We start from the raw sequence: 22,419 nt of genomic DNA, 5'->3' as shown, positions 1-22,419 counted from the left end.
CGATAACCCCCATACTGCATGAATCAGCTAAACCTTTGGGATATTCATATATCACACGAAGCATCTAGCTAAGCCAGCAACTAACGAAATGGACTTTCCACAGGCCATAGCTGTTATCAAGCCCATACTATACCCTACCATCACCGCTGGGCATATGCCGGAATCAACATATTGCTGATAAACAATGTAATCACAAGTATAAATGGTAATCCAATCATAGAACATCTTGTCGTATTCCATCTGTTCCATAGCCTGAGAATGAAATAGATACGTAAATAAATCTATCCCAATCTCCTTATTCACTGTGAAACAATACTGCTTCAGGGTGTCAAGCTGACTCTCATCAAACTTGTCCAAAAAATCCTGATAGTTCGCTCCAACACCCTGGAAAAGAAATGCCAGCTTTTTATTGCTTACCTTTTTCATGATCAACCTCATTATTCTGGCAATAATTCGCCTTCAATAATATTGATGATTTTCTCGACATGATCGTTAATAAAAAAATGGCTGCCAGAAAAATAATAGGACTTACTTTTTTGTTCGCACAAATCGCCCCATGCAATTTCTTGGATTACATCAATTTTATCCTCTATTCCATTCAACACCGTTATCTTACAATTCAATTTTTCCATTCTTTCTCTAAACTCATAGTTTTCCATGATCCGGATATCATTTTTGAAGATTGGTAAATAAAATCGCATTAACTCCTTAGTCTGAGATATCTCCTCAGGAATACCTCCTAAAGCAATGATTTTTGCAATAAATTCATCATCAGACATGCTGGAACGAACGTACATATTATCCTTCACAATGGGCGACTGTCTTCCTGAGAAAAAAATATGCTGTGGCTTTTGCTGTCCTTCTGCAATGATTTTGTAGTACAGCTCGTAGGCCAACAATGTCCCCATGCTATGACCGTATAGGGCGTAGGGATCCTCATTAACTTTATCCTTTATCAATGAATAAATATCGTCGACAGCTTCTGTCATATCCTGATAAAAGCCCTGACCCAGCCTCTCCCCCCTTCCCTTAATTTCAATTGCTTCGATGTCTAAAGAGCGATTCACGTATTTGCTCCAGTTCGAGTACGCACGCTTAGAGCCACCTGCAAACGGTAAACAGAACAATTTCATGGGTACGTTCTCCTCCGAAGTAACAAGTAAACAATCTCTGTAAATAATTAGTTGAGTAAGGAATTAATTTCTGACAAAAGTTCATTTACTGATTCATCTACTGATTGTTCATCACTGGCTGCGATCACATTTTCTTCTTTATCTTCAAAGCTCAGCGCCTCTGTTAATAAATAATCAGTTAATTTCCTTAAAGACGGGTAGTTGAAGAAGATGGAGATGTCAACTTGCAGTTGTAATAGAGCTTTGATTTCGTTCCTTAAGGAGAAGATCATTAAGGAATCTACCCCTTGTTCAATAAAGGAACTATCAACGGATAATTGACTTGTATCATTAAATCCGATAATTTTAGCTGCGGACTCATGCAATAAGGACAATAAATATTCCTCACGCTCCGTCTTGTTTAAAGCTTGCAGCTTGGCCACTACATCTTCCTTGGAAACTGTATTTTCATTTTGTACTCCCAGTGCATGTTTGTTCGACATGAAATTCGTTAAAAACACAGTCACTTCGTCTACACCGGTTCTTTGACTAAATAACTCCCAGTCTGCATCAACAACCACAATTGAAGAAAGATCCATATGAAATACCCTGTCAATCATTTTCGTTCCAAGCTCTTTTGACATTCCATAGAGTCCTTTATTCTCGATGTTTCTCAAGATATCATTGTTGCTTGTGGCCATTCCAGCATCTTCCCAAGGTCCCCAGCATATAGACATAGCTGGCAATCCTAGGCTTCTTCTGTATTCTGCAAAAATATTCATAAAGTAGTTGGCAGCTGCATAATTCGCTTGCCCCATATTCCCTACAACCGAAGAGATAGATGACATCATAATAAAGAAATCTAAGCCCTCATCCTTCAATGCATGGTGTAAGTGATAGGTTCCCCCTACCTTTGTTTTGAATACGTTCGCAAAGCTGCTCCAAGTTAGATCCTTTATCATCTTATCTTCAATGATTCCGGCAGCATGAATAACACCTTTAATCTTCATGTTGTTCTGTTTTAATGCTTGTACCACTCTGGTTACTTCAGCTGCGTTGCTTACATCAGCTTGTTCAACCATGATCTGGACACCCTTTTCCTTCCACGAGTTCACGGTTTCAAGCAACGTTCCCGAAGCCTTGCTTCTATTTAATAAAATGATTGTTTTAGCACCCTGTTCGATCAGATACTCTGCATAGATTTGACCTATTGTTCCTGTTCCGCCCGTAATCATATAAGCGGCCTCAGCATCGATACTAAACGTAAGCTCCTCTTTACTAGTACGACTTCTGGAGTGTCTGATCAGCCTTGGAATATATCGTTTGTACTGCTCCCTGAGCACAACTTGTTTATCTTCTCCGTGAATGATCTCATTCACAATTTCATCGAGATGATTATTAAGCATATCGAGATCCGTATCAATAATGCCATCCCACAATGGCGTATGCTCGAGTCTAATGACCTCAGTAAATCCCCATAACGGTGCTTGGTAGAGTGATACAGCTGCATCATCTACCTGATGCACATTGTTTGTTATGACCTTGATTGCCATTCTATTCGAGTAATTTAATTCTGTTATGGCTTGTACGAGGTATAGTAAACCACTGCATTCCTGTTCCACTGTACGTAGTAATTTATCTGCATCCAGATAATTTATTTCTGTCTGATTCGTAGTACTTACATAAATCAGCTTGCATTTTTCTTTTTCGTATCGACTTGCGACACTTTCTAGAATCTGCTTAATATCGTTCTTGTTGGTGAAAGAAGTAAAAAACACATCATTCTCATGCTGAACATATTTATCTCCTTGTATGACACGAATCGAAGATACTCCATAGCTACTTAATTTATCATGGAGACGATCAACGATATCTGGGTCATTTCCTAACAACACCATTTTTTCAGTCTTAATCGCTTTTACATCTTTGTTAGTTCGTGCCGTTTCCATCCACTCCACATTATGAAGCAAACGATCGCCACTACTATTTAACTCCTTAAGTAAGGTATCTCTCTCTGTTACCTTCGCCATTATTCGTTCGATTTCAAATACGATTTCTCCCTTTTCATTGTAAACATCGATATCACCTGCTGCCCCGGATTGTTGGAAATCATCCACCTTAATATGGCACCAGTAGCTTTCTGCGTCCCTGTAGTGATACGTTAATTTGCCTAATGATATAGGGATGGTCGTCTTTAATGCATACTCCTCACTTTGCGAAGCCATCCGCACACTCAATGCGGACACAAAAAATACAGATTGGAAGATAGAGTCAATGATGCCTGGATAGACAATATAATCTTTCCCATCGGGAATGTCCTTTTTAGGATCAATATAGCAGACCCCTTCACCTTCACCCTTCCACACCCTCGAAATTCGTGTAAAACCATCTCCTAAATTAAACCCAAACCTCTTCATTACATCATAGGTATTAACTCCCGAGGTTACTTCAGGGTATTTTTCTTTTAACTCATCAATTGATATACGCTTCTCATTCTCTCGCCCCTGTACTTGGGACATGCGAATGTTACCTCTGCAATGATTTGTCCAGTTCTCCTGTTGTGATTGCTTCTCTGTACTTACAAGTTCAAATTTCATCTGCTCTAGATTGGTATCTTCGATAACAAATTGCGCGAGCCGCTTCTCGTCTTGAATGGCCGTTAAAGGGGTACGAAACTCTACGTTGGAAATGGTGCAACTTGATGGATTTCGATAATCTTTAGCAATGGATATAAGCATGGACATGTGAGCAGCAGCAGGAGCTATCGCCGTATCGAAAATAATATGTTCCTGCATAAAATATGGAGTCTCTGCGGTATAAGTGCTCTGATAGAAGATGCCATTTTTGAAGTAAGGAGTGCTGATTCTCTGTCCAATTAGCGGATGATAATCCGTAGCTACATTAGCTGGCAGGCTGTCTTCATGTGAGCACACTAGCTGCATCCAATAAGATTCTTTATCGAACACATAGGTAGGCAGTGCTACACGTTTGTAATCACGATCAAAACTCGTCTCGAGTCCATCCCACTGAATTGTGATGCCATGGCAATATAGTTCTCCCAAGCAATAAGTGATTTGCTCCCATGCATTTTTCTTCATATCCAGCGAGTTTAATAACATTTTCTCTCGACTAAGGGTGAGCTTGCCAAGTTTACATAACGTGTTGTTGGCCCCAATTTCGAGGAAGATGCTATTGTTTACATCCTTGATTTGGGATAACGCTTGATAAAAGTCAACTTTATCTTTGATATGATTCGTCCAATAGTCAGCGTCTAATCGTTCTTCTGTTGCTATAGCTCTTCCGAAGGTAGCCGATATATAAGGCAGCTTGCTGAGTTTATATTCCACCTCATGCTTTGCGACCTCTCTGAATTGATCCAATATAGGAATCATAAGATGCGAATGGAAAGCATGGGATACATGCAATCTAAGTACATTTATGTTATTGCTTTCCGCTTTTTTAGAAACTTCCTCAACAGCATCCAGCTCTCCGGATATCACGATACTTTCTTCCGCATTATGCAAGGCAATAGACAGCTTTTCCTCATATCCCTGTAGTAAAGCTTCAACCGTAGCTTTGTTTGCATAAATAGCGGACATCGCCCCACTTCCCGGAGCTGAATCCATTAATCGGCCGCGTAACGCAACCAACTTCACAGCATCCTCAAGTTGCAATATACCTGCGGCAACTGCCGCTGTGTATTCACCGATACTGTGACCCAAGACGATCTCTGGTGTAACACCCACACTTTCCCAGAACTTCAACAATGCGTACTCGATTGAAAATATTAAGGGCTGTGCATAGAAGGTTCTTTCAATATCCTTACTGGAATATTTATCACTATAGATCATTTCGACTAACGATTTATTTACGTAAGGCTCAAATAATTGATCACATTTGTCAAAAGCTAATTTAAACGAAGGATTATGATCGTACAATTGTTTACCCATGCCTAAGTACTGAGAGCCTTGTCCCGTAAATAGGAATACCAGTTTTGTTTCTTGATGCATATCGATCTGTTCATTATGTCTGGTCGATATCCCAACTTTGTTGTTCGTATCCAGATAGTCTTGCAGCCTAGTTATTAATTCCTCTCGGTTTCTACCAGAGGCTGTAAACCTGTAAATAAAATCAACCTTGGCCGTATTATTTGTACAAGCATAATCTTTAATAGAGATCTGAGGATTTCTCTTCAAATATTCAAGATTGCTTTTAATATTTTCATTTAATGACTTATCACTTTTGGCTGATACTTTTACGATAAAAATCGGATCTGTATCCTCTGTAGGTGGCGTTTCTTTCTTTGGCGGCTCTTCTAAGATAATGTGAGCATTGGATCCACCAAAGCCAAATCCGTTTACGCCAACTCTTCTCAATCGTCCCTCGCTCTTCCAAGCTTTATTCTTTGCAATAACGGATATAGGTGACTTCTCCCAAGGAATAAACGGGTTAGGCTCATTAAAGTTCAAATTCGCAGGTATCACCTCGTTTTTGAAAGCTAATAGCACCTTAATAATACTAGCCATTCCTGCTGCTGCTTCTAAATGTCCAATATTCGATTTTACAGAACCAATCTGAAGAGGATTATCCATAGTTCTGCCTCTGCCATAGGTGTTAACGACGGCTTTTACTTCAATAGGATCACCCAGCTTAGTACCGGTTCCGTGCATCTCCATAAAATCAATGTCGGAATAATCCAATCTAGCATCTCTTAATGCTTTTGTGATTACTTTCTCTTGAGCTAACCCATTAGGTGCCGTTAATCCGTTGCTCTTGCCATCTTGATTGATCGCGGTGCCTCTTACAATACCGAGTATATTATCTTTGTTCGTTATTGCGTCGCGAAGGCGTTTTAAGATCAACACCCCGCCACCTTCACCTCGCCCATACCCATTTGCTAGTGCATCAAAGCTCTTGCTCTGTCCATCGGCGGATATAGCCTCTAGCTTGGAGAAGCAAACATGAACTGCTGGTGTAAGCATCAAATTCACGGCACCCACAACTGCAGTATCTATCTCACCAGATTTAATAGCTTTACAGGCCAAATGCATTGCGGTAAGAGAGGAAGAGCATGCCGTATCCACACAAAAGGACGGCCCCTCAAAACCAAACGTATAGGATATTCTGCCACAAGCCGTACTAAACGTTGTTCCTGTGAGCGAATAGGCATCTACTTTATTTAAATCTCCTGATTTATAGTGGGCGAACGAATATTCTTCACCTGAAATGCCAATATATACGCCGGTGTTGCTTCCATAATGCTGCGTAATGTTGATGCCAGCATTTTCAAAAGCCTCCCATGTCAACTCAAGCAGCAATCGCTGCTGTGGATCCAATGCCTTGGCTTCTTTGGGAGAAATATTAAACATTTTCTGGTCAAATCGATCAATAGGTACGTTCAGAAATCCGCCCTTCCTTGAGTACATCTTTCCAGGCTCTTCTTTGTCAGCATTGTAATAGTGATCAACATCCCATCGATCCTGAGGCATATCACAAACGCCATTTATCCCATTGATTAATACTTCCCAATATTCCTCAGGACTATTGGCTCCCCCCGGAAAGCGACAACTAATCCCAACAATCGCAACATTGTCCTCGGCATTGTCTGCTTCTTTGTCTCTACCCGTGTCCTCATCATTTTCGTTTACTTCCACTTTGTTTAAAGTGTTATATAAAAAGTCTGTGTACAGGTTGATGTTGGAATTCTCAAATATCGATGCGACTTCGACCTCAATTCCAAAATGATTGGAGACTTTTTTCGTAAATAGAGGGATATCAACCGATACCAATCCCAAGTTGATGAATGGTTCATTAAAATCCACAACTTTTTCATCCAAAATATCTTCCACTAATTCTGCCAAGTATGTGGTAATTTCATGCTTCGTGAACGTTTTCTCTGAACTCATATTGTCTCATCTCCTTAATGGTTCCTTAATATGCTTTATGGCGAATCTTTTGATACGACTTCATCTATAAAAACAACCTTACGTTCTTTTGAACGTAAGGTTGTTTTTTTCACTAATCTATGCTTTTCAGTGATTCAATCATATTAATCTGTGACACTTTTCTCCGAAGCAGTAAGTTCGAAAGAATAGTTAGTACATATGCAATAGCAACAGATATCACCATGACCAACAAATTTATTTGATTCGGGATTTGCTGATGGGCGCTTGCCATTGCCTTTCCAGCTACGGTAAACAAGTAGATACCAATTGGAATCGCTACAATAACGGAAAAGGTGGTTAGTATAATATTCTCAAAAAAGATAAGCCGGTTTATTTTATTTTTAGGATAGCCTAATACCTTCAGTGTTGCCAGCTCACGATTTCTTTCATAAATGTTTATGGAGGATATCGTGTAGATGGTACCGAAGGAAAGTACAACGGCACTAATGATAAACATGATAAACACAAAACTATTTTGCTTCAATGTATACTCTGCGGATCTCTTTAAATCATTCCTGTCTGTAACTGTTTCTACTTGTTGATCTTGTTCAAAGAAATTACGAACGGTTGGGAGGTCGATGGAGCTACCGATTTCCACTAATAGCGATGAAGGATTGTAGTGGATGCCAAAGCTCTTTAGATACGCTGGTGTAATATAAAACGACGGATCTGAATACTGAGTGGAAATGTGTATAACCTTCATATCGACCGTTTTGTTAGCAAGCTCAGGCTCGGTAAACTTAATTCTGATGCTATCCCCTTCTACAATTTGATACTGGTTGGCATACGATTTAGGTACAAGCACACCACTGTCATCCAGAGTGATTTGTTTTTCATTTTCGTCCAAGAAATGAATAAGATTGTTTTCTTTCTCCGTAACAACTAAAGTTGCATTTTTGTTCGTATCCCCTTTGATGAATTCCACGGGAAAGGTGGATAAATCATAACTATTTTTTACGTCGGTAGGTAGTTGTAACGTATTCAGAGCTGTTCCTCTCTTATAATCGACTTTTAAATCATAGGTGTTCACTTTTTCAATCTGGTCAGCCACTTGAATCAATCCCATTTGAGTACCGAAAGCAGTAATCAATAAAGCCGTACTCAACACCACACCAACAGAGCTTGCCAACGCTTTTGATTTATTTAGAAATATATTTTTCAAAATGATCTTGTAGTTGTATGAGATACGTTGCCAGAAACCTGGAATTTTCTCAATGAGCAGCTTCTTCATCTTCTTAGGTGGTTTAGGGCGCATCGCCATAGCTGCACGTTCACGTAAGATAGGTCTGGCACTTAAGTAACATGCCACGATTCCGAACGCACTTGAGAAAAAGATGGATATAAAAACAGAAGGAATGGAAAGAGGGTAGGTAATGTCAGGTAACGAAGATGATTTTGCACCTCTCGCTACTATCATGGGAATAAAGACGCTAGCGGCAATCACATAACCTAGAATGGAGCCTACGATCCCTGCCAACACCGGGTACCCCATGTAATGAAGCATGATGTTTTTGTTTTTTACACCCAACGCTTTCATGGTACCAACTTGATTTCTTTGCGAATCAATGATCCGGGACATGGTTAGGAACAAAATAATGGCTTCGATTATAAAGAGAACCAGTGGAATAACAGTACTCATCATCTTATTATTGTAGATTGTTTGTTGTAGTTGAGAATAGCTGAATGATCGCTCCTTGCTAACTAGGCTTAAATAAGAGAGATCTTTGGACTGTACTTCAATGTCATGACTCAGTTGGTCAATATCATAACCTTCCTTCGCATCAACTAAGATTTCATTATAGTACAGGCCACCTACGATTTCAGGTAGAGCCGCTTCAGTCACATATGCAAATCCGGAAGCTTTATGGTCTTGGGTTGTGTTCTTCTTGACGTATTCCACGTTCATCGCCAAGCCGCTAATTGTGAACATCATATTTCTGTCATTCATACTTATCTGAATTTGATCACCGACTTGGAAGTTATGCTCTTTGGCATAATTGAAATCTAGCAAGACTTCATCTTTTCTTAATGGAATCTTGCCCTCCATTACCGCAGACGTATTAATTTCATTATTTTCAGGGATCGAATGTAACTTTATACTTGCTTTCATATCTGTAAATGATTGCGTCGCATCCAAGCTTAACCGACCTTCGATGTTGTTTATACCTTGAATTTGTCGTAAGCTTTCCACGTCCTGTTTGGAAATTTGTTTGTAGTAAACATTCAGGTCGCTTAAATTATGCTCTTTATAGTAAGCCTTCGTATAAGCGCTAAGATTATCGCTTAACGTATTCAGCCCTGCATAAAAAAATGCACCCACAGCAATAACCAACACAAACGCGATAAATTGTCCGATCGATTGTTTGATATCCCTTAACAATTTTATAAATAACTTCATCATTACCACTCGATCCCTTCAACATTCTGTTTGTGCTGATTGATCGTCACGCTTTCGATCATTCCGCTCTTCACCTTAATAATTTTATCCGCCATAAGGGCAATCGCGGTGTTATGTGTAACCAAAACGACGCACTTCTTCGTTTCCTTGTTCAGATCTTGTAGAAGCTTCAAGACGGACTTCCCTGTAACATAATCCAAAGCTCCCGTCGGTTCATCGCACAGTAAAAGCAACGGATTTTTGGCAACAGCTCGCGCGATCGCCACGCGTTGTTGTTCTCCACCAGAGAGCTGGGAAGGGAAGTTTCTGATTCGATCCTTCAATCCAACCTTGTATAAAACATCTTTCGCATCCAGATGGTTTTTACATACTTCAGTCGCAAATTCAACGTTTTCTAGCGCGTTTAAATTCGGAATTAAGTTATAAAATTGAAATACAAAGCCGACCTTCTCACCGCGATATTGGGTCAATTTTTTTTCATTGAAACTTGTGATTTCTTGATTACCAACAAACACTTGACCTGAAGTAGCCGTATCCATACCGCCGAGGATATTCAAAATTGTACTTTTTCCGGCACCGCTAGCACCCAATACAACGACGAACTCTCCCTCTGATATGGAAAAATCAACACCAGCCAAAGCCTTGATCGGTACTTCTCCAACTTTATATTCTTTCGTTACATTTCTAAATTCGATCAGCTTTTTCACTTCTTACATCTCCTCGTAGCATATTTTTGAACTTGGGTTTGACTCACTTCCCAATTTCCTAGGGAGATGGAAAAAGTCAAACTAAATTTCATTCTTGCAGCGAATTGATGAAAAGGACAAAGGAATCCCAATCGGTTGAAGGTAATCCCGAAGCTCTTTCTTCCATCAAAAGCAAAGCTCGTTTGAACGAGCAGGTATTATTCCAGATGTCAGTGATATTGGTAAGTAAATCGAGTGAGGTATACCCTTAGGATATCTTGTACATGTGATTGAACTAGAGGTTGGTTTTGTTGGGATATAATTCTATTTTTGAGAGTGCCATTCTATAAATACTACTCGCTTTTAGAGGATTTAGACTTTACGCTGTGAAATTTGAGTTCATCCAAATATTCTTCATAATGACTCTCTAGATTAGCTTTAAAGGTATTGAGAAATCGGAGCCCATCCGCACCGTCAAAGAAGCGATGGTCGAAAGTTAACGTAATCGGGAGCATTTTTCTAATCACAATCTCGTCATTCTCTGTAACAACCACTTTTTTATCCGCACGATATAAGGCAACAATTGCAACTTGGGGATGAAAAATAATAGGCGTAGCAAATCCTCCCCCTATTGCCCCCACATTACTTATGGTGATCGTTCCTTCTCGTGAATCTGTAAAAAACAACTTTTTTGACCGCGCTCTCTCGATTAGTTCAGTAATTTCATCAGCCAATACATCAACTGTTTTTTCATTTACCTGTTTAATATTGGGGATAACGACTCCTTCGCTAGTATCCACGGCAATCCCGATATTATGGTCTGAGAATAGCTTCAATGAACCATTAAGCTCATTTGAGTTAAACATCGGATGCTGGTTGAGCGCTTGAGATAATGCCTTTACGAAGATTGGTGTCAATGTCAAGTTTAAGCTTTCATTCGTCTTTAACCTTTCCTTATGCAGCAACAGGTTTGTTATATCCGCCTCGGCATAAGCTGTTACATGAGGAATGGTTTGAGCCGATTTTGTTACGATATTCGCTATTTCTTTACGCATGGAGGTCATTTTTACAATCGTATCATCGGTGGGGGTGTCCATTACTGCACACGCATAGGTACCTAGGTTAATGCCAAAATCATTCAATGAATGCTTCTTATCCTTCATCGCGTCCATTTTCAACCATTCAAAATTCATTCCGTGTGACGCTTCCCCCCCCTTCCTTTGATCAATGACGATGATTACATCGTTAACCGTTACGACATCCCCAGGATGATAAGGCAGTTTGTCAATTACTCCTGCTACCGGCGAAGGAAGTATGGTTGTTACCTTATCCGTCTGGACTTCTACAAGCGGTTGGTCCTCAACGACATGTTCTCCTTCTTTGACGAGGTAGGCAACAATATACCCTTCAAAAAGTCCTTCTCCAAGCTCAGGAAAATAAAATTCATATTTCATAACAGCTCACCTCTTTAGTGAAACTAACATCATTTGATCGATTTCATAAGCAATTCTGTCTGTAGAAGGCAGATAATAATCTTCAATGGAAAATTGGGGAACGGGGACGTCAAAACCCGTAATTCGCTTTACAGGAGATTTCAAAACACCGAACATCCGATCCTGAATCACGGCGACAAGCTCTGCTCCTACACCGCCTGTCAAAGGAGCCTCGTGTACAACCACGACCCGCTGTGTTTTTCTTACGGATTCCTGAATCGTCTCGATATCAAACGGATACAAGGTACGAAGATCCACAATTTCTAGATTGATACCACGGGACTTTTCAAGGAGTTCTGCCGCTTGAACCACATTCCATACCATGGAACCCCAGGATATGACTGTGATATCTTTTCCTTCCTTGATAATATTAGCCTTACCGAGTGGGACTGAATATCTTTGCTGTGGAACAGGATGACGTATGCTGCGATAAATTTTCATAGGTTCCAGAAAAATGACAGGATCATTGCCTTCTGACGCAGCAATGAGAAGACCTTTGGCATCATAGGGATTGCTCGGTATGACGATTTTTAACCCTGGCGAATGAAAAAACAAAGCCTCAATACTCTCCGAATGCAGCTCAGGAGCACGGACGCCTGCTCCATAGGGAGCTCTTATGATTAACGGAACTTCATATTTACCTTGTGTCCGCATACGTAGCCTTGATAGATGGGACAAGATTTGCTCTACGGCAGGATAAATAAATCCAAAAAATTCAATTTCAACAATAGGTTTAAGGCCATTCAGTGCCAAACCAATTCCACAACCTACAATACCTGCTTCAGACAAGGGCGTATCTACCACACGCCGATCACCAAACTTATTGAGCAAGTTCTCGGTCACGCGGAATACGCCGCCATTTTTACCGATATCCTGTCCTAAGAGAAGTATCTTGTCATCCTCAGCCAATAACAAATCTAAGGTTTCATTTAATGCCTGAACGAGGTTTAAATCCCTCATCATACCAAGCCCCTCCGTGAAATCTATTGATAGTGATGACGTTGTATAAAGTTATTAAAGTCGGTCTCCTGCTCTTGAATATTCCACGGCTTTTGGGAAAGTACGTTATTGAACATGATCGTTGGATCGGGTTTTGGAATAGTAAGAGCGTATTGAATGCCGTCATTAACTAAACGTTCTGCTTCCCTAAAAACTATTTCTTGTACATCCTGATCGAGTACACCCTGACTACGCAAATAAGCTTCTAAACGTAATATTGGATCTCTCGCTCTCCAGGATTCACTTTCCTCAGTACTTCGATAGCGGCTTGGGTCATCGGCAGTCGTGTGTGGCCCATATCGGTAAGTTATTGCTTCTATTAAAGTAGGCCCTTTACCACTCCTGGCAGCTTCCAAGGCATTTTTGGTCGTTATATAAACTGCAAATATATCATTACCATCAACCCGAACATTGTCCATATTATAAGCTATTGCTTTTTGAGCAATGGTTTCACTGGATGTTTGACGAGAGAACGGAACACTAATCGCATAGCCATTGTTTTGACAGAAATACACCACCGGTACCTTAAATACAGAGGCCATATTTAATCCTTCGTGAAAATCTCCTTCTGAGGTAGCCCCATCGCCAAAGTAAGCAAGAGAACAAGCACCTTCATTCTTATATTTACTAGCCCAAGCTGCCCCTGCTGCCTGGGGAATCTGTGTAGCAATTGGTACGTAAGGAGGAAGAATATTTCTGTTATCAGGAGGGATGCACCCCTCAATTCTGCCCATCCAATACCAAATAATTTTTACCATCTCATAACCGAAGGTTAACATCGCAGCATGATCCCGATAGGTAGGAAACATCCAGTCCTGCTTCAATAGAGCCATGGCACTTCCAACTTGACTCGCCTCTTGTCCCTCGAACGAAGCATACGTACCGATTTGACCCTTTCGCTGCATGTTCACCAGCTTCCTATCAAAAATCCGATTTAACACAAGAAGCTTGTACATCTCCATGGCCAATTTTTCGTTTATTACTATATTCTCATCCCGTAATGTGCCGTCAAGTTCTAAGATTTGAAATAGACGCTGTTGTCCCATCTAGTCCCCCATATTTTAGATTTATAAAGAAGCTTTGATAAGATGCGCTTCACTAGGCAAGCAATCGAACGCTCCAAATGCGAGTCACGAAGACCTAGCTTATGCTTCTTGTCATAATGAAGTATTGTATTCTCTCGGGTAGATTAGATTCATTCGGCGAGAATGGCTTCTGAACATCCATTTGATAAAATCCTAGACCATTGTTTTTCATCCAAACCATGCTGGCTAATAAAGGCATATGCTAACCTTTCAATACCAAAACCGACACATCCAGTTGACATCCATTCTGAGTCACCACGTCTTATATTAAATTGCTCACCGAAGAAGTGATCGTGAAAATTAAAGGAGGCTGCTGCAATGGTTCGATCGCTTGCTACCTTTAGGCGGAGCTCGTATTTGAGTTCTTGCATTCTTTGATTTAATATTTTCGCCGCCGTGTCTTTGCTGCAAAAGAAAGGATCACTAGCTACTTCGCAGTGCCCCTCCAACCCCAATTTTTGAAAAAAGAGAAAACGATGCTTCCATAAATTTTTGACGACTATCCAGAACAAATTCTCTTGATCCCATAAAGACAATTTCACGAATAGAAAAGTCCCAAAGTCTTTCAAGCGTGCGATGATACTTCGATTCATAACGGAATGATTTTCCGATAGATGTTATGACACGATTTTGTGATTCAGCATGTTGGGTATTTTGGAATTGATGATAGGTGTGGTAACACATTGTTGGAGGCAAGCAGTAGTCGACATTTTGGCAGTACGGAAGTAAATAAGAATCGATTCCTTTATTCGATTTATAGTCCTCTAGAAAATCACGATAATTATCAATATCATTATGTAACCTCGTAACAAACATTAAAAAATGAGGGAACGAATTAAAATATCCGCATTTCTCTAAGGCTTTGGTAGAAATTAAGGTAGGATATCGGTACTCGATTGCTCCAAATTGGGATATCGTCATCTCTTTAATCATCCGATCTAAGGTGTCCATTAAGAAGATTAACTTTTCTCCAAAGCATACCTGACCTTCGCCCATTTCAAAAACCATTTCTTTTTCAAGCAACTTATCAAAAAGATCATCATGATAATTTGCGTCGTTTTTGTCTGATTTCCAAATGATACGTGGCGGCAACACCTTTTGAAACGCAATCTCATTGTCAATCACAGACAATAGTTTGGACTCAATTTCCAAAATATCGGTTCCTGGTAATAGACTAACTTCTATACCATTAATGGTACTTTCACCTTTCATCAATTTAAATTGATGAATGTTGGCGGATATGAAAAAAATTCGTTTTCTAGTTCCTCTGCGTGTTTTATTGATAGTGGTTTATCTAGTTGAATGTAGTGAATATTCTCCATAGTTAAAAGCATTCCTTTCGCTTCGCTTAAGGCAAAATACTAATGAAATCGTTTTTGTCTTGAGCGGCTTCAATTTTTCAATATTTTCAAGGTCATCCTGCGCAATTAAGACCTGTTGAATCTGAGTGCTCCCTTCGACAACCTCCATAATCTTGGCATCTCGCATATATCTTTCTAACGGGATATTTGTTGCTGCAACCATTTGCTCCGTGTATTTGAACTGCATCCTTTGCCGATTTAAAGGCATGGACGGAAGAAAAATATTTGGCCAATGAAGTGGCAAACGTGGCAGTTACATCATTGTTGTCCCATAACTGACCAGCTCGGAAACAAAGATGCCTTGCAGCAATCGAATTGGTTACCATATCGGCAATCATCTGTTGAATCAACTGATGTTCTTTTAAATAGTGATCAAATTGTTTTCTTTCCATCACATAGTCTAAACTCGCATTCAAACAAGCCTGAGCCAGGCCTACGGCTCCCCATGCTGTGCTATACCGTCCATGAGTCAGTCCGTGGTTGGCGACTAGTGATACCCCAAAGCCGACGTTACCAACCAAATTGTCGATCGGCACCCTGCAATCTTCGAAACTGAGTTCAGCTAACAAGGAGCCCCTGAAGCCTAATAACCCAGATATTGGTCGAATGGTTAGACCAGGTGTATTTCTTTCTACTAACAAGGCTACGGCCTGATCTTCACACTGAGCAAATACCAAAAAGACATCCGCTCTTTGTCCGAATGTTATCCAATTTTTTGTCCCGAAATCACATACTCAGCACCTATTCGTTGAGCCTTCGTTTGAAGGTTCTTTATATCACTTCCGATTTGAGATTCCGTAATCGCAAAAGAAGCCATGAGCTCGCCGGAACTTATCTTTGGCAACCAGTATTGCTTCTGTTCTAGAGATCCCCATCTTAGAATGGACGAACTGACCATCCCTTGAACACCAATAATATTTCGCAAATTTGCACAGCCACGACCGACCTCTTCGTTCCACAAACCGTAAGTTATATAATCCATATTGGCCCCGCCATATTTAGCGGGTACTGCTGGTCCCCAGTAACCTTTATCAATAAGCTTTTGAAGAAGAGAATCGGGCATACATTCCTCATGATCAATGTGTCCTGCAACGGGAACGATTTCAGCATCTACAAAAGCTTTGAATTCCTCGTGTTTCTCCATTTGTTGGTTCGTGAGTTCAAGATTTTGGTTAAACAAAATATAACCTCCTGTTCTTTTCCGTAAATATAACCGTTTCACCCTAGGTTGTCATGACCTTCCTCATGCCTTCTCTATCCGGCATAAGTATTTCAATTCCTACATCGATTAATCTCTCCCCACCACATAAACTGATAGCAATTTGAGCTCTTCTCTTCCTTTTGTCAATTTTTTTGATTATCCCTTCCAAGCCATATAACGGCCCTGATTGGACAGAAACCTTAGAATCTTCCACAATGACGTTTGAGTACTCGATAATATTCTCGTTATTAATGAGCTGCAGGATCTGTCTTATTTCTTCCTCCTCTATTTTGCTAAAAAAATCGTCGTAATTATAGATTTGGTTTCCTTCTACTTTGTGTGAATCAATCAAAGTCTGAGATCTTCGATATATTTTGTCTAGCAAAAAAGCTGAATTACGGAGCAATCGATAGTACTTGGGTAGTTTTTTTAACTCATAATACATAGATGGAGTCATCTTCGTATTGATCAAAAGATAGCCAGGAAATAACGTTTTTACGACACCATAAAATCTCCCATCTTTTTTTTCAGGAACTAACCGTTTTGGAACACATGCATATAAATCCTTCTGACAGAACTGTAACTTCAAGCATTTCTGAACAATGTCTTCACTACCCGTTTCAACAAAAAGTGCATACCATCCCATACTATATCTCCTTTTTGACGGTATTCTTATTCAGTTCGGCTATGAAGTTCAATCATTACCCACTAAGCAGGTTTTCTAAAGTTTTGGTCGTTAGATACCAAGGATTTCGTCATGTTGAAAATTCATTACTAAACAAAAAAGGATAAGGAACTTATTACAATTCCTTGTCCTCTTTTAAAATTACTAAAATGAAAAAACGATTTTTACGATTAAGACATGGCTTCGCCACTAATCTATTTTATTAAAAATAGACTCATTGAACGAAGACTATTTTCACCAAAAAAAATTAACGTGCCTAAACAACGATTAATCTTTGCAAAGTGATTGAATGTAAAAATGGCTGTTAATAAAATTGTGTAAAGTCATATGTTTGGAAGAGTGTAGCGGGAGGAACAACAATTTCATGCTTACCCTATGACTGAAAATTGTTTTTAATGAGTAGTTCGGGTTATTAGGTATGGACTTGTTGCCTTCCATACTTTCTATAACCAAAAATGATTTATGAGGTTGATGCTTATTATTTATGATTCAAAATATTACAATGAACTCGATTTTAAGAGTGTTCATTATCACGCAATCCTAGTATTTCCCACACATAGTTTTCTTTAGGCATTATACTATTCTACTGATCAGTTGTAAATATCTTGATATCAAAAGTCCAAGTTGTGATCGAATGAAAAGAAGAGTAGTCATTTTATAAAGCCCTCAACCGTAACCTAAACTGCCTACTAAACGATATTAAGGTTATTGCACCAAAATTTCCAAGTAAAGGGATGACCCTCTTTTATAGTAAATGCTCCTGTTGCAATCGTCAAGTTGATTTCTTATTAACAGATGATCTAAGGTCCATACATGAGTGAACATAATTTAACCATGTTAATCAACCTCTTCTTCAAGATGAAGAAAGCTGACCTTCTGTACATAGAAAATCGGCTTTCCCCTATTATTTAATTATGTGAAACTCCTATAATAGCAAGCATTTTTTCTGTAGGTATCGCCTAATTTTCAAACGCGTCGGCTTCACATCCTTCTTACCTAGCTTCACATTGCCAAACATACTGAAGTATATATCTGTCTACGGGATTCAAGATCAGCGGGGGAAAGTGTCGAGTGACTCTAGAAGTGGATTATAATGCCATAAAGAACTCCCGTGGTACAGTCGTTCACGGGAGTTCGTCTTCAATCTGACCCGGCCTTAGGCACAAGGTTGTGTGAGATTGTTCTTATTTTTGTGTCCACTTTTTAGGCAAGTATTTATTGATCGTATGAATTCCCTCATCGTTGATTGCATAGTACATACATAATTCCCCGTTATCATCCAGCTCGTAATGGACCTCGTCAATCAGTCCGTTTGCCTGCAACGATAGCATATGATCTAGGAAGTTTGCTCTTGTAAATTGACGTTCTCCACCATATTCACTTTTCAAAGCGTCCATCGCATGATCAATATTTGCCTGCTGTACAGTGGACATGAAAAGCAGCACCCGGGAGCGAATCGGCAACAATGGCATTTGCTTACGCCTCCTTCTTTTTGAACAGATCCATTGGATTCATCGAAACTAAAAGCGCTCCAAGTGTAATAATAACTGCGCCGGCAATTATTGTAGGAGTCAACGAACTACCGAGGAAGATAGCGGCAAAGACAACCCCCCACAGTACATAGGTAATGTTAAGCGACATTCCGACTGCAACGCCAACCATACTATTGGCCATATACCATGTCAGGAAAGAGATTGCCGTAAACAGTGCTGCGGCCGCAATAATGAGCATAGGCGACACGGAGCCAAGTACGGAAGTAAAGAGATCTGTCGCACTGAAGATAGGTATCAGCACAGCAATATATACGAGTCCGGAAACGCCCTCGCGAATAGTAATGGCGATATTGGAATCAAGCATAGACATCCCAAAAGTAGCAAATACACCTTCCAATCCCCAGCCAAGTGCGGCCACCAGAGCAAAAATAATGCCTAGTGTGAAATTATCCACTCCACCTTCAGGCTTGACATAAGAAATGAGCGCAGCTCCAATAACACAGATGAACATGCCGACGGCCACCCGTTTATCAATCCTCTGCTTCAGGAACATTCGCGCGAAAATAGCACCAAACATCGGACAAAGCGCTGAAATAGGAATTGCCGCCGCTCCAGCCATATCAATTCCAACCAGATAGGCACCGTTAGCGATTGGACCGCCAAACACCGCTGCAATTGCGACCATCAACCCCGGTATTGTTACCAGACTGCGGCCAATTTCTTTGATCATCCCATTCTTGAAGTTCCAAATCAGAAGCCAGATCGCCGCCAAAGCATCATTGATCGCCGAAGCCACTATAGGCGCAGCAAACGCTCCTACGACCCCCAGAAAAGGCTCCTTCATCATGGCCAGGGCAACGACGGTACTATAAAGGCCGAACGTTAACCCGGAAATCAGTCCGTAAGCGATTCCATTTCTTCGGAAACGACTGTTCATCTTTTGTTTCAGCATGCCGGCCGTAGCTGCGGGAGCTGCCACTGTTTCCTTCATCATCCATACACCTCTGTTAAGTAGATTTGTCTTCGTAGATGTATCTTCATTGTATAGCAAAGCGGCCATTGCACCTTTTACTAACCGTACCTCTTGTTGGACTTCCTGAGTCACTTTTTTCTTCAATCTGGTACTTTTCGTACTTTTAGGACGACAAAGTTAGTAAAATAAAAAAACTCCCGCCCGACACTTATTCGGGGGAAGTTTCCTTAATTCTGTCTAATAGAGCGTTTTTTTAAACTCGAGCTAGAACGCTTTTTTTGTATTCCTTCGGCGTCATATTCATTTGCTTGTAGAATACCCGGTTGAAATAAGACGGATCGGTAAAGCCACATTCTGTGGAGATACGATAGGCGGGATACCCGGTAGTCTCAAGCAGCTTGCAGGCATGTGCAATCTTGAGCTTGTTCACATAATCCGTATATGTAACGCCGAGCTCCCTTTTGAATATGCGGCTAAAATATTGAGCATTCATGTACACATGACTTGCCACCATTTGCAGGGTCAGCTTATCTTTATAATTCTGCTGAATATAATCGACGGCTTCTTGAATAAAGCGCTGACATTCTTGAGCCGATTCTATCTGATAAGTTTCTGTTACACCATCTTCTTCTGATTGAGCGGCCTTCTCCAGCCCCTTACGAATCAATTGCCGCAATTTATCTGGCTTGACCGGCTTAAGCAGATATTCGTGTACCTGCAGACTGATTGCCGCCTGTGCATAGGAGAAATCCGAGCTGGCCGACAGAATCGTCACACATGCGTCAGGGAGAAAGCGGCGAATTTCCTGCAATGAGGAGATTCCATCCATTTCAGGCAGCATGATATCCATAAAAATAATATTCGGCCGATATTGTTTGGCGAGCTTAATTGCTTGCATACCCGTATCGCAAATAAGCAGCTTATCTTCAGCACCCAGAATTTCCTGCGCGATGGATTGAAGAAATTCCTGTTCTATCGGTTCATCTTCAACAAACATAACTACGCTCATTGCATCACCTCGCAATTGGTTGGGTGGGGATGCGGATGTTAACCGTGCTCCCGCTGTAATCGGACTTCACGATCGATAACCCATACTTTTCTCCGAAATATCGCTTCAAACGGCTATCGGTACTCCGGAAGCCCACGCCGACCTTGCTGTCCGGCTGATGAATGAGCTTTAGTACCTCCGGTGAGAACCCGTTGCCATTATCTATGACAGAAATGGTGATATCATTTCTGTACTTTTCGGCAATCAGACGAACGGTTCCCCCGTCTCGCTTAGGGGTAATTCCATGAATGACTGCGTTTTCCACAATAGGCTGAATCACCAAATTCGGAATGCGATAAGCCTTTAATTCATCAGGAACAATGATTTCATAATGCAGGCGATTTTTGAAGCGCGCCTTTTGTATATACAAATACTTCTCAATGTTATCCAATTCGGATGCGATGGTATGAAGCTGATCATCCTGCTTCACATTGTATCGCAGCAAGTCGGACAGGCAATAGATCAATTCCTCCGTCGTATGGGAGTGTTCGAAATAGGCGATGCGGGCAATGGAATTCAAAGTATTGAACAGAAAATGTGGATTGATGACGAGAGACATGTTTTTTGCTTCTAAGTCAATCACTTTCTTCTCCAGTATTTCCTTTTCCGCAGACAGACGATTGATAATCCCTGTGTTGTCCTGCGCGCTTTCGGCGATGTCGAACGCAATATTCCTTGCGATATGATGGCAAAGCTGCTCGTGAATATCTGCTTTATCCTTGTCAATGGTTGGGAAAGCCGATATCGCCTTTGCGACAAATTCCAAATCCAGTCCCTTCATTTCGGCCAATTCCGCCGTGTTAATCAGATACTTCTGAAACTCCCTCTCCTGGGAATACGCCTGCATCCCCGATATGAAACCAACAACCTCATCTTTGACCATAATAGGCAGCAAAATATTCTCCATGCCATAACAGCAAACAAATCGCCCCTGTTCGCCAGTATTAAAGCGCTTCAAATAATCCGCGCAAGGTCGCGTAGGATTCTCCCAACATATATGCCTGCAGAAATCAGGGGAAGGATTGAATTCCAGCAAAACGTCTCCATTGTTATCGTGCAGCAGCAGCGAGAACTTGGAAAGAGACAGGATTCCGCTGTATCGTGCGTATACTTTGGTTGCGATCGGACTATTGGTTTTCAGCATAATCTCGTTGCACCCTTTCACCGAAAATGAACGGGAAAATAGATGTTGCATGCTAAATTTTTCACAATATATCATCTCTATTATAGCAATGTTCAACCTGTTTGGAAATAGTACATCCCCCTTCCTCAAAGCTCTATTTATAGAAATACTCCACTTCGACAAGCTTTCACAAGCGTGATTGTAACAGACAAATATAAAAAGACCAAAACCCGTTTTACCGAGTTTTGGCCCTTTGCAGAACATCGATATAAATTATTGCTTAGCAGCGGGGAGAATATTTTCTACTTCACTGTGAGGACGAGGAATCACATGTACGGATATCAGTTCCCCTACACGCTGTGCGGCTGCGGCACCAGCGTCCGTTGCCGCTTTTACTGCTCCTACATCGCCCCGTACCATTACAGTGACAAGGCCGCCGCCTACCATCTCTTTGCCAATCAGGGTGACATTGGCTGCTTTGACCATAGCGTCCGCTGCTTCGATAGAACCTACCAAACCTTTTGTTTCAATTAAACCCAATGCTTCCGATTTCATGTTACATTCCTCCTAAAAGTTTTGTGAGAATAAAGCGCTAGCTCACCGAGCAAAACTTGCTTCGGAAGCATAGGCCTAGTTTTGTGAGAATAAAGCGCTAGCTCCGAACAAAACTTACTTCGGAAGCATAGGCTTATATATGATTTATTGAATTATGCCTTTGTAGACGGAAGGATGTTCTCCACTTCACTGTGGGGACGTGGAATTACATGCACTGACACGAGTTCCCCTACATTCTTCGCGGCCGCGGCGCCAGCATCTG

The 22,419-nt window shown here is 40.8% G+C and carries 18 protein-coding genes and 1 pseudogene; all 19 read right to left on the bottom strand.

The features are described from left to right. Nucleotides 1-51: 51 nt before the first annotated feature. Nucleotides 52-426 carry a hypothetical protein gene (locus AZ66_RS13975; protein WP_052648514.1) on the bottom strand — a complete coding sequence of 125 codons (375 nt, stop codon included), beginning with the start codon at nucleotides 424-426 and terminating at the stop codon, nucleotides 52-54. Between the two features lie 11 nt (nucleotides 427-437). After that, a complete protein-coding gene (locus AZ66_RS13970; protein WP_044355395.1) occupies nucleotides 438-1,133 on the bottom strand; it encodes a thioesterase II family protein in 696 nt (231 codons plus the stop codon). Between the two features lie 47 nt (nucleotides 1,134-1,180). Next, nucleotides 1,181-7,018, bottom strand: coding sequence for a type I polyketide synthase (locus AZ66_RS13965; RefSeq protein ID WP_044355394.1), 5,838 nt, complete (start codon nucleotides 7,016-7,018; stop codon nucleotides 1,181-1,183). Between the two features lie 112 nt (nucleotides 7,019-7,130). Continuing rightward, complete coding sequence (locus tag AZ66_RS13960; protein ID WP_044355398.1) at nucleotides 7,131-9,455, bottom strand: ABC transporter permease; 2,325 nt, start codon at nucleotides 9,453-9,455, stop codon at nucleotides 7,131-7,133. A gap of 2 nt (nucleotides 9,456-9,457) precedes the next feature. Next, on the bottom strand, nucleotides 9,458-10,162 hold the full coding sequence (locus AZ66_RS13955; RefSeq protein ID WP_021262933.1) for an ABC transporter ATP-binding protein: 705 nt from the start codon (nucleotides 10,160-10,162) through the stop codon (nucleotides 9,458-9,460). Nucleotides 10,163-10,494: 332 nt separating this feature from the next. Continuing rightward, entirely contained in the window at nucleotides 10,495-11,595 is a 1,101-nt protein-coding gene (locus tag AZ66_RS29840; protein ID WP_052648513.1) for a dihydrolipoamide acetyltransferase family protein, read from the bottom strand. 6 nt (nucleotides 11,596-11,601) lie between these two features. Then, the gene (locus tag AZ66_RS13945; protein WP_044355393.1) at nucleotides 11,602-12,597 is read right to left on the bottom strand and encodes an alpha-ketoacid dehydrogenase subunit beta; all 996 of its coding nucleotides are present in this window, start codon (nucleotides 12,595-12,597) and stop codon (nucleotides 11,602-11,604) included. A 20-nt stretch (nucleotides 12,598-12,617) separates the two neighbouring features. Beyond that, on the bottom strand, nucleotides 12,618-13,679 hold the full coding sequence (gene pdhA, locus AZ66_RS13940; RefSeq protein WP_044355392.1) for a pyruvate dehydrogenase (acetyl-transferring) E1 component subunit alpha: 1,062 nt from the start codon (nucleotides 13,677-13,679) through the stop codon (nucleotides 12,618-12,620). A gap of 462 nt (nucleotides 13,680-14,141) precedes the next feature. Continuing rightward, nucleotides 14,142-14,849: a hypothetical protein gene (locus AZ66_RS29830; protein WP_156159966.1), complete on the bottom strand. Its 708-nt coding sequence runs from the start codon at nucleotides 14,847-14,849 to the stop codon at nucleotides 14,142-14,144. 159 nt (nucleotides 14,850-15,008) lie between these two features. After that, nucleotides 15,009-15,188 carry a hypothetical protein gene (locus AZ66_RS33770; RefSeq protein ID WP_442950293.1) on the bottom strand — a complete coding sequence of 60 codons (180 nt, stop codon included), beginning with the start codon at nucleotides 15,186-15,188 and terminating at the stop codon, nucleotides 15,009-15,011. Continuing rightward, on the bottom strand, nucleotides 15,133-15,756 hold the full coding sequence (locus AZ66_RS32645) for an acyl-CoA dehydrogenase family protein (protein ID WP_231586870.1): 624 nt from the start codon (nucleotides 15,754-15,756) through the stop codon (nucleotides 15,133-15,135). Before AZ66_RS32645 ends, AZ66_RS33770 begins: the two co-directional genes overlap by 56 nt. 26 nt (nucleotides 15,757-15,782) lie before the next feature. Continuing rightward, nucleotides 15,783-16,259: an acyl-CoA dehydrogenase family protein gene (locus AZ66_RS32640; protein ID WP_231586869.1), complete on the bottom strand. Its 477-nt coding sequence runs from the start codon at nucleotides 16,257-16,259 to the stop codon at nucleotides 15,783-15,785. 43 nt (nucleotides 16,260-16,302) lie between these two features. Next, a complete protein-coding gene (gene loaP / locus AZ66_RS13925) occupies nucleotides 16,303-16,926 on the bottom strand; it encodes an antiterminator LoaP (protein WP_044355391.1) in 624 nt (207 codons plus the stop codon). Between the two features lie 1,223 nt (nucleotides 16,927-18,149). Beyond that, the gene (locus AZ66_RS13920) at nucleotides 18,150-18,437 is read right to left on the bottom strand and encodes a hypothetical protein (RefSeq protein ID WP_021259258.1); all 288 of its coding nucleotides are present in this window, start codon (nucleotides 18,435-18,437) and stop codon (nucleotides 18,150-18,152) included. A 4-nt stretch (nucleotides 18,438-18,441) separates the two neighbouring features. Further along, the gene (locus tag AZ66_RS13915; protein ID WP_231586868.1) at nucleotides 18,442-19,452 is read right to left on the bottom strand and encodes a DMT family transporter; all 1,011 of its coding nucleotides are present in this window, start codon (nucleotides 19,450-19,452) and stop codon (nucleotides 18,442-18,444) included. Nucleotides 19,453-19,684: 232 nt separating this feature from the next. After that, a complete protein-coding gene (locus tag AZ66_RS13910) occupies nucleotides 19,685-20,440 on the bottom strand; it encodes a response regulator transcription factor (protein ID WP_021259260.1) in 756 nt (251 codons plus the stop codon). A gap of 4 nt (nucleotides 20,441-20,444) precedes the next feature. Continuing rightward, nucleotides 20,445-21,623 carry a histidine kinase gene (locus tag AZ66_RS13905; protein WP_021259261.1) on the bottom strand — a complete coding sequence of 393 codons (1,179 nt, stop codon included), beginning with the start codon at nucleotides 21,621-21,623 and terminating at the stop codon, nucleotides 20,445-20,447. Between the two features lie 252 nt (nucleotides 21,624-21,875). Continuing rightward, a complete protein-coding gene (gene eutM / locus AZ66_RS13900; RefSeq protein WP_019419482.1) occupies nucleotides 21,876-22,157 on the bottom strand; it encodes an ethanolamine utilization microcompartment protein EutM in 282 nt (93 codons plus the stop codon). Between the two features lie 152 nt (nucleotides 22,158-22,309). Next, nucleotides 22,310-22,419: pseudogene (locus tag AZ66_RS13895) on the bottom strand (ethanolamine utilization protein EutM); the annotation flags it as partial.

This window comes from Paenibacillus sp. E194, assembly GCF_000935845.1.
Lineage (GTDB): Bacteria > Bacillota > Bacilli > Paenibacillales > Paenibacillaceae > Paenibacillus_B > Paenibacillus_B alvei_B.
Note: the sequence above shows the minus strand (reverse complement) of the source record. Positions and strands in the feature narration are given on the sequence as shown.

Excerpts from the sequence above, each read along its gene's own strand:
- AZ66_RS33770 (WP_442950293.1), bottom strand. The coding sequence starts at position 15,188 with ATGGAGGTTGTCGAAGGGAGCACTCAGATTCAACAGGTCTTAATTGCG.
- AZ66_RS13910 (WP_021259260.1), bottom strand. The coding sequence starts at position 20,440 with ATGAGCGTAGTTATGTTTGTTGAAGATGAACCGATAGAACAGGAATTT.
- loaP (WP_044355391.1), bottom strand. The coding sequence starts at position 16,926 with ATGGGATGGTATGCACTTTTTGTTGAAACGGGTAGTGAAGACATTGTT.
- AZ66_RS13905 (WP_021259261.1), bottom strand. The coding sequence starts at position 21,623 with ATGCTGAAAACCAATAGTCCGATCGCAACCAAAGTATACGCACGATAC.
- AZ66_RS13920 (WP_021259258.1), bottom strand. The coding sequence starts at position 18,437 with ATGCCATTGTTGCCGATTCGCTCCCGGGTGCTGCTTTTCATGTCCACT.
- pdhA (WP_044355392.1), bottom strand. The coding sequence starts at position 13,679 with ATGGGACAACAGCGTCTATTTCAAATCTTAGAACTTGACGGCACATTA.
- AZ66_RS13965 (WP_044355394.1), bottom strand. The coding sequence starts at position 7,018 with ATGAGTTCAGAGAAAACGTTCACGAAGCATGAAATTACCACATACTTG.
- AZ66_RS13970 (WP_044355395.1), bottom strand. The coding sequence starts at position 1,133 with ATGAAATTGTTCTGTTTACCGTTTGCAGGTGGCTCTAAGCGTGCGTAC.
- AZ66_RS13975 (WP_052648514.1), bottom strand. The coding sequence starts at position 426 with ATGAAAAAGGTAAGCAATAAAAAGCTGGCATTTCTTTTCCAGGGTGTT.
- AZ66_RS13960 (WP_044355398.1), bottom strand. The coding sequence starts at position 9,455 with ATGAAGTTATTTATAAAATTGTTAAGGGATATCAAACAATCGATCGGA.
- AZ66_RS13915 (WP_231586868.1), bottom strand. The coding sequence starts at position 19,452 with ATGATGAAGGAAACAGTGGCAGCTCCCGCAGCTACGGCCGGCATGCTG.
- AZ66_RS13945 (WP_044355393.1), bottom strand. The coding sequence starts at position 12,597 with ATGATGAGGGATTTAAACCTCGTTCAGGCATTAAATGAAACCTTAGAT.
- eutM (WP_019419482.1), bottom strand. The coding sequence starts at position 22,157 with ATGAAATCGGAAGCATTGGGTTTAATTGAAACAAAAGGTTTGGTAGGT.
- AZ66_RS29840 (WP_052648513.1), bottom strand. The coding sequence starts at position 11,595 with ATGAAATATGAATTTTATTTTCCTGAGCTTGGAGAAGGACTTTTTGAA.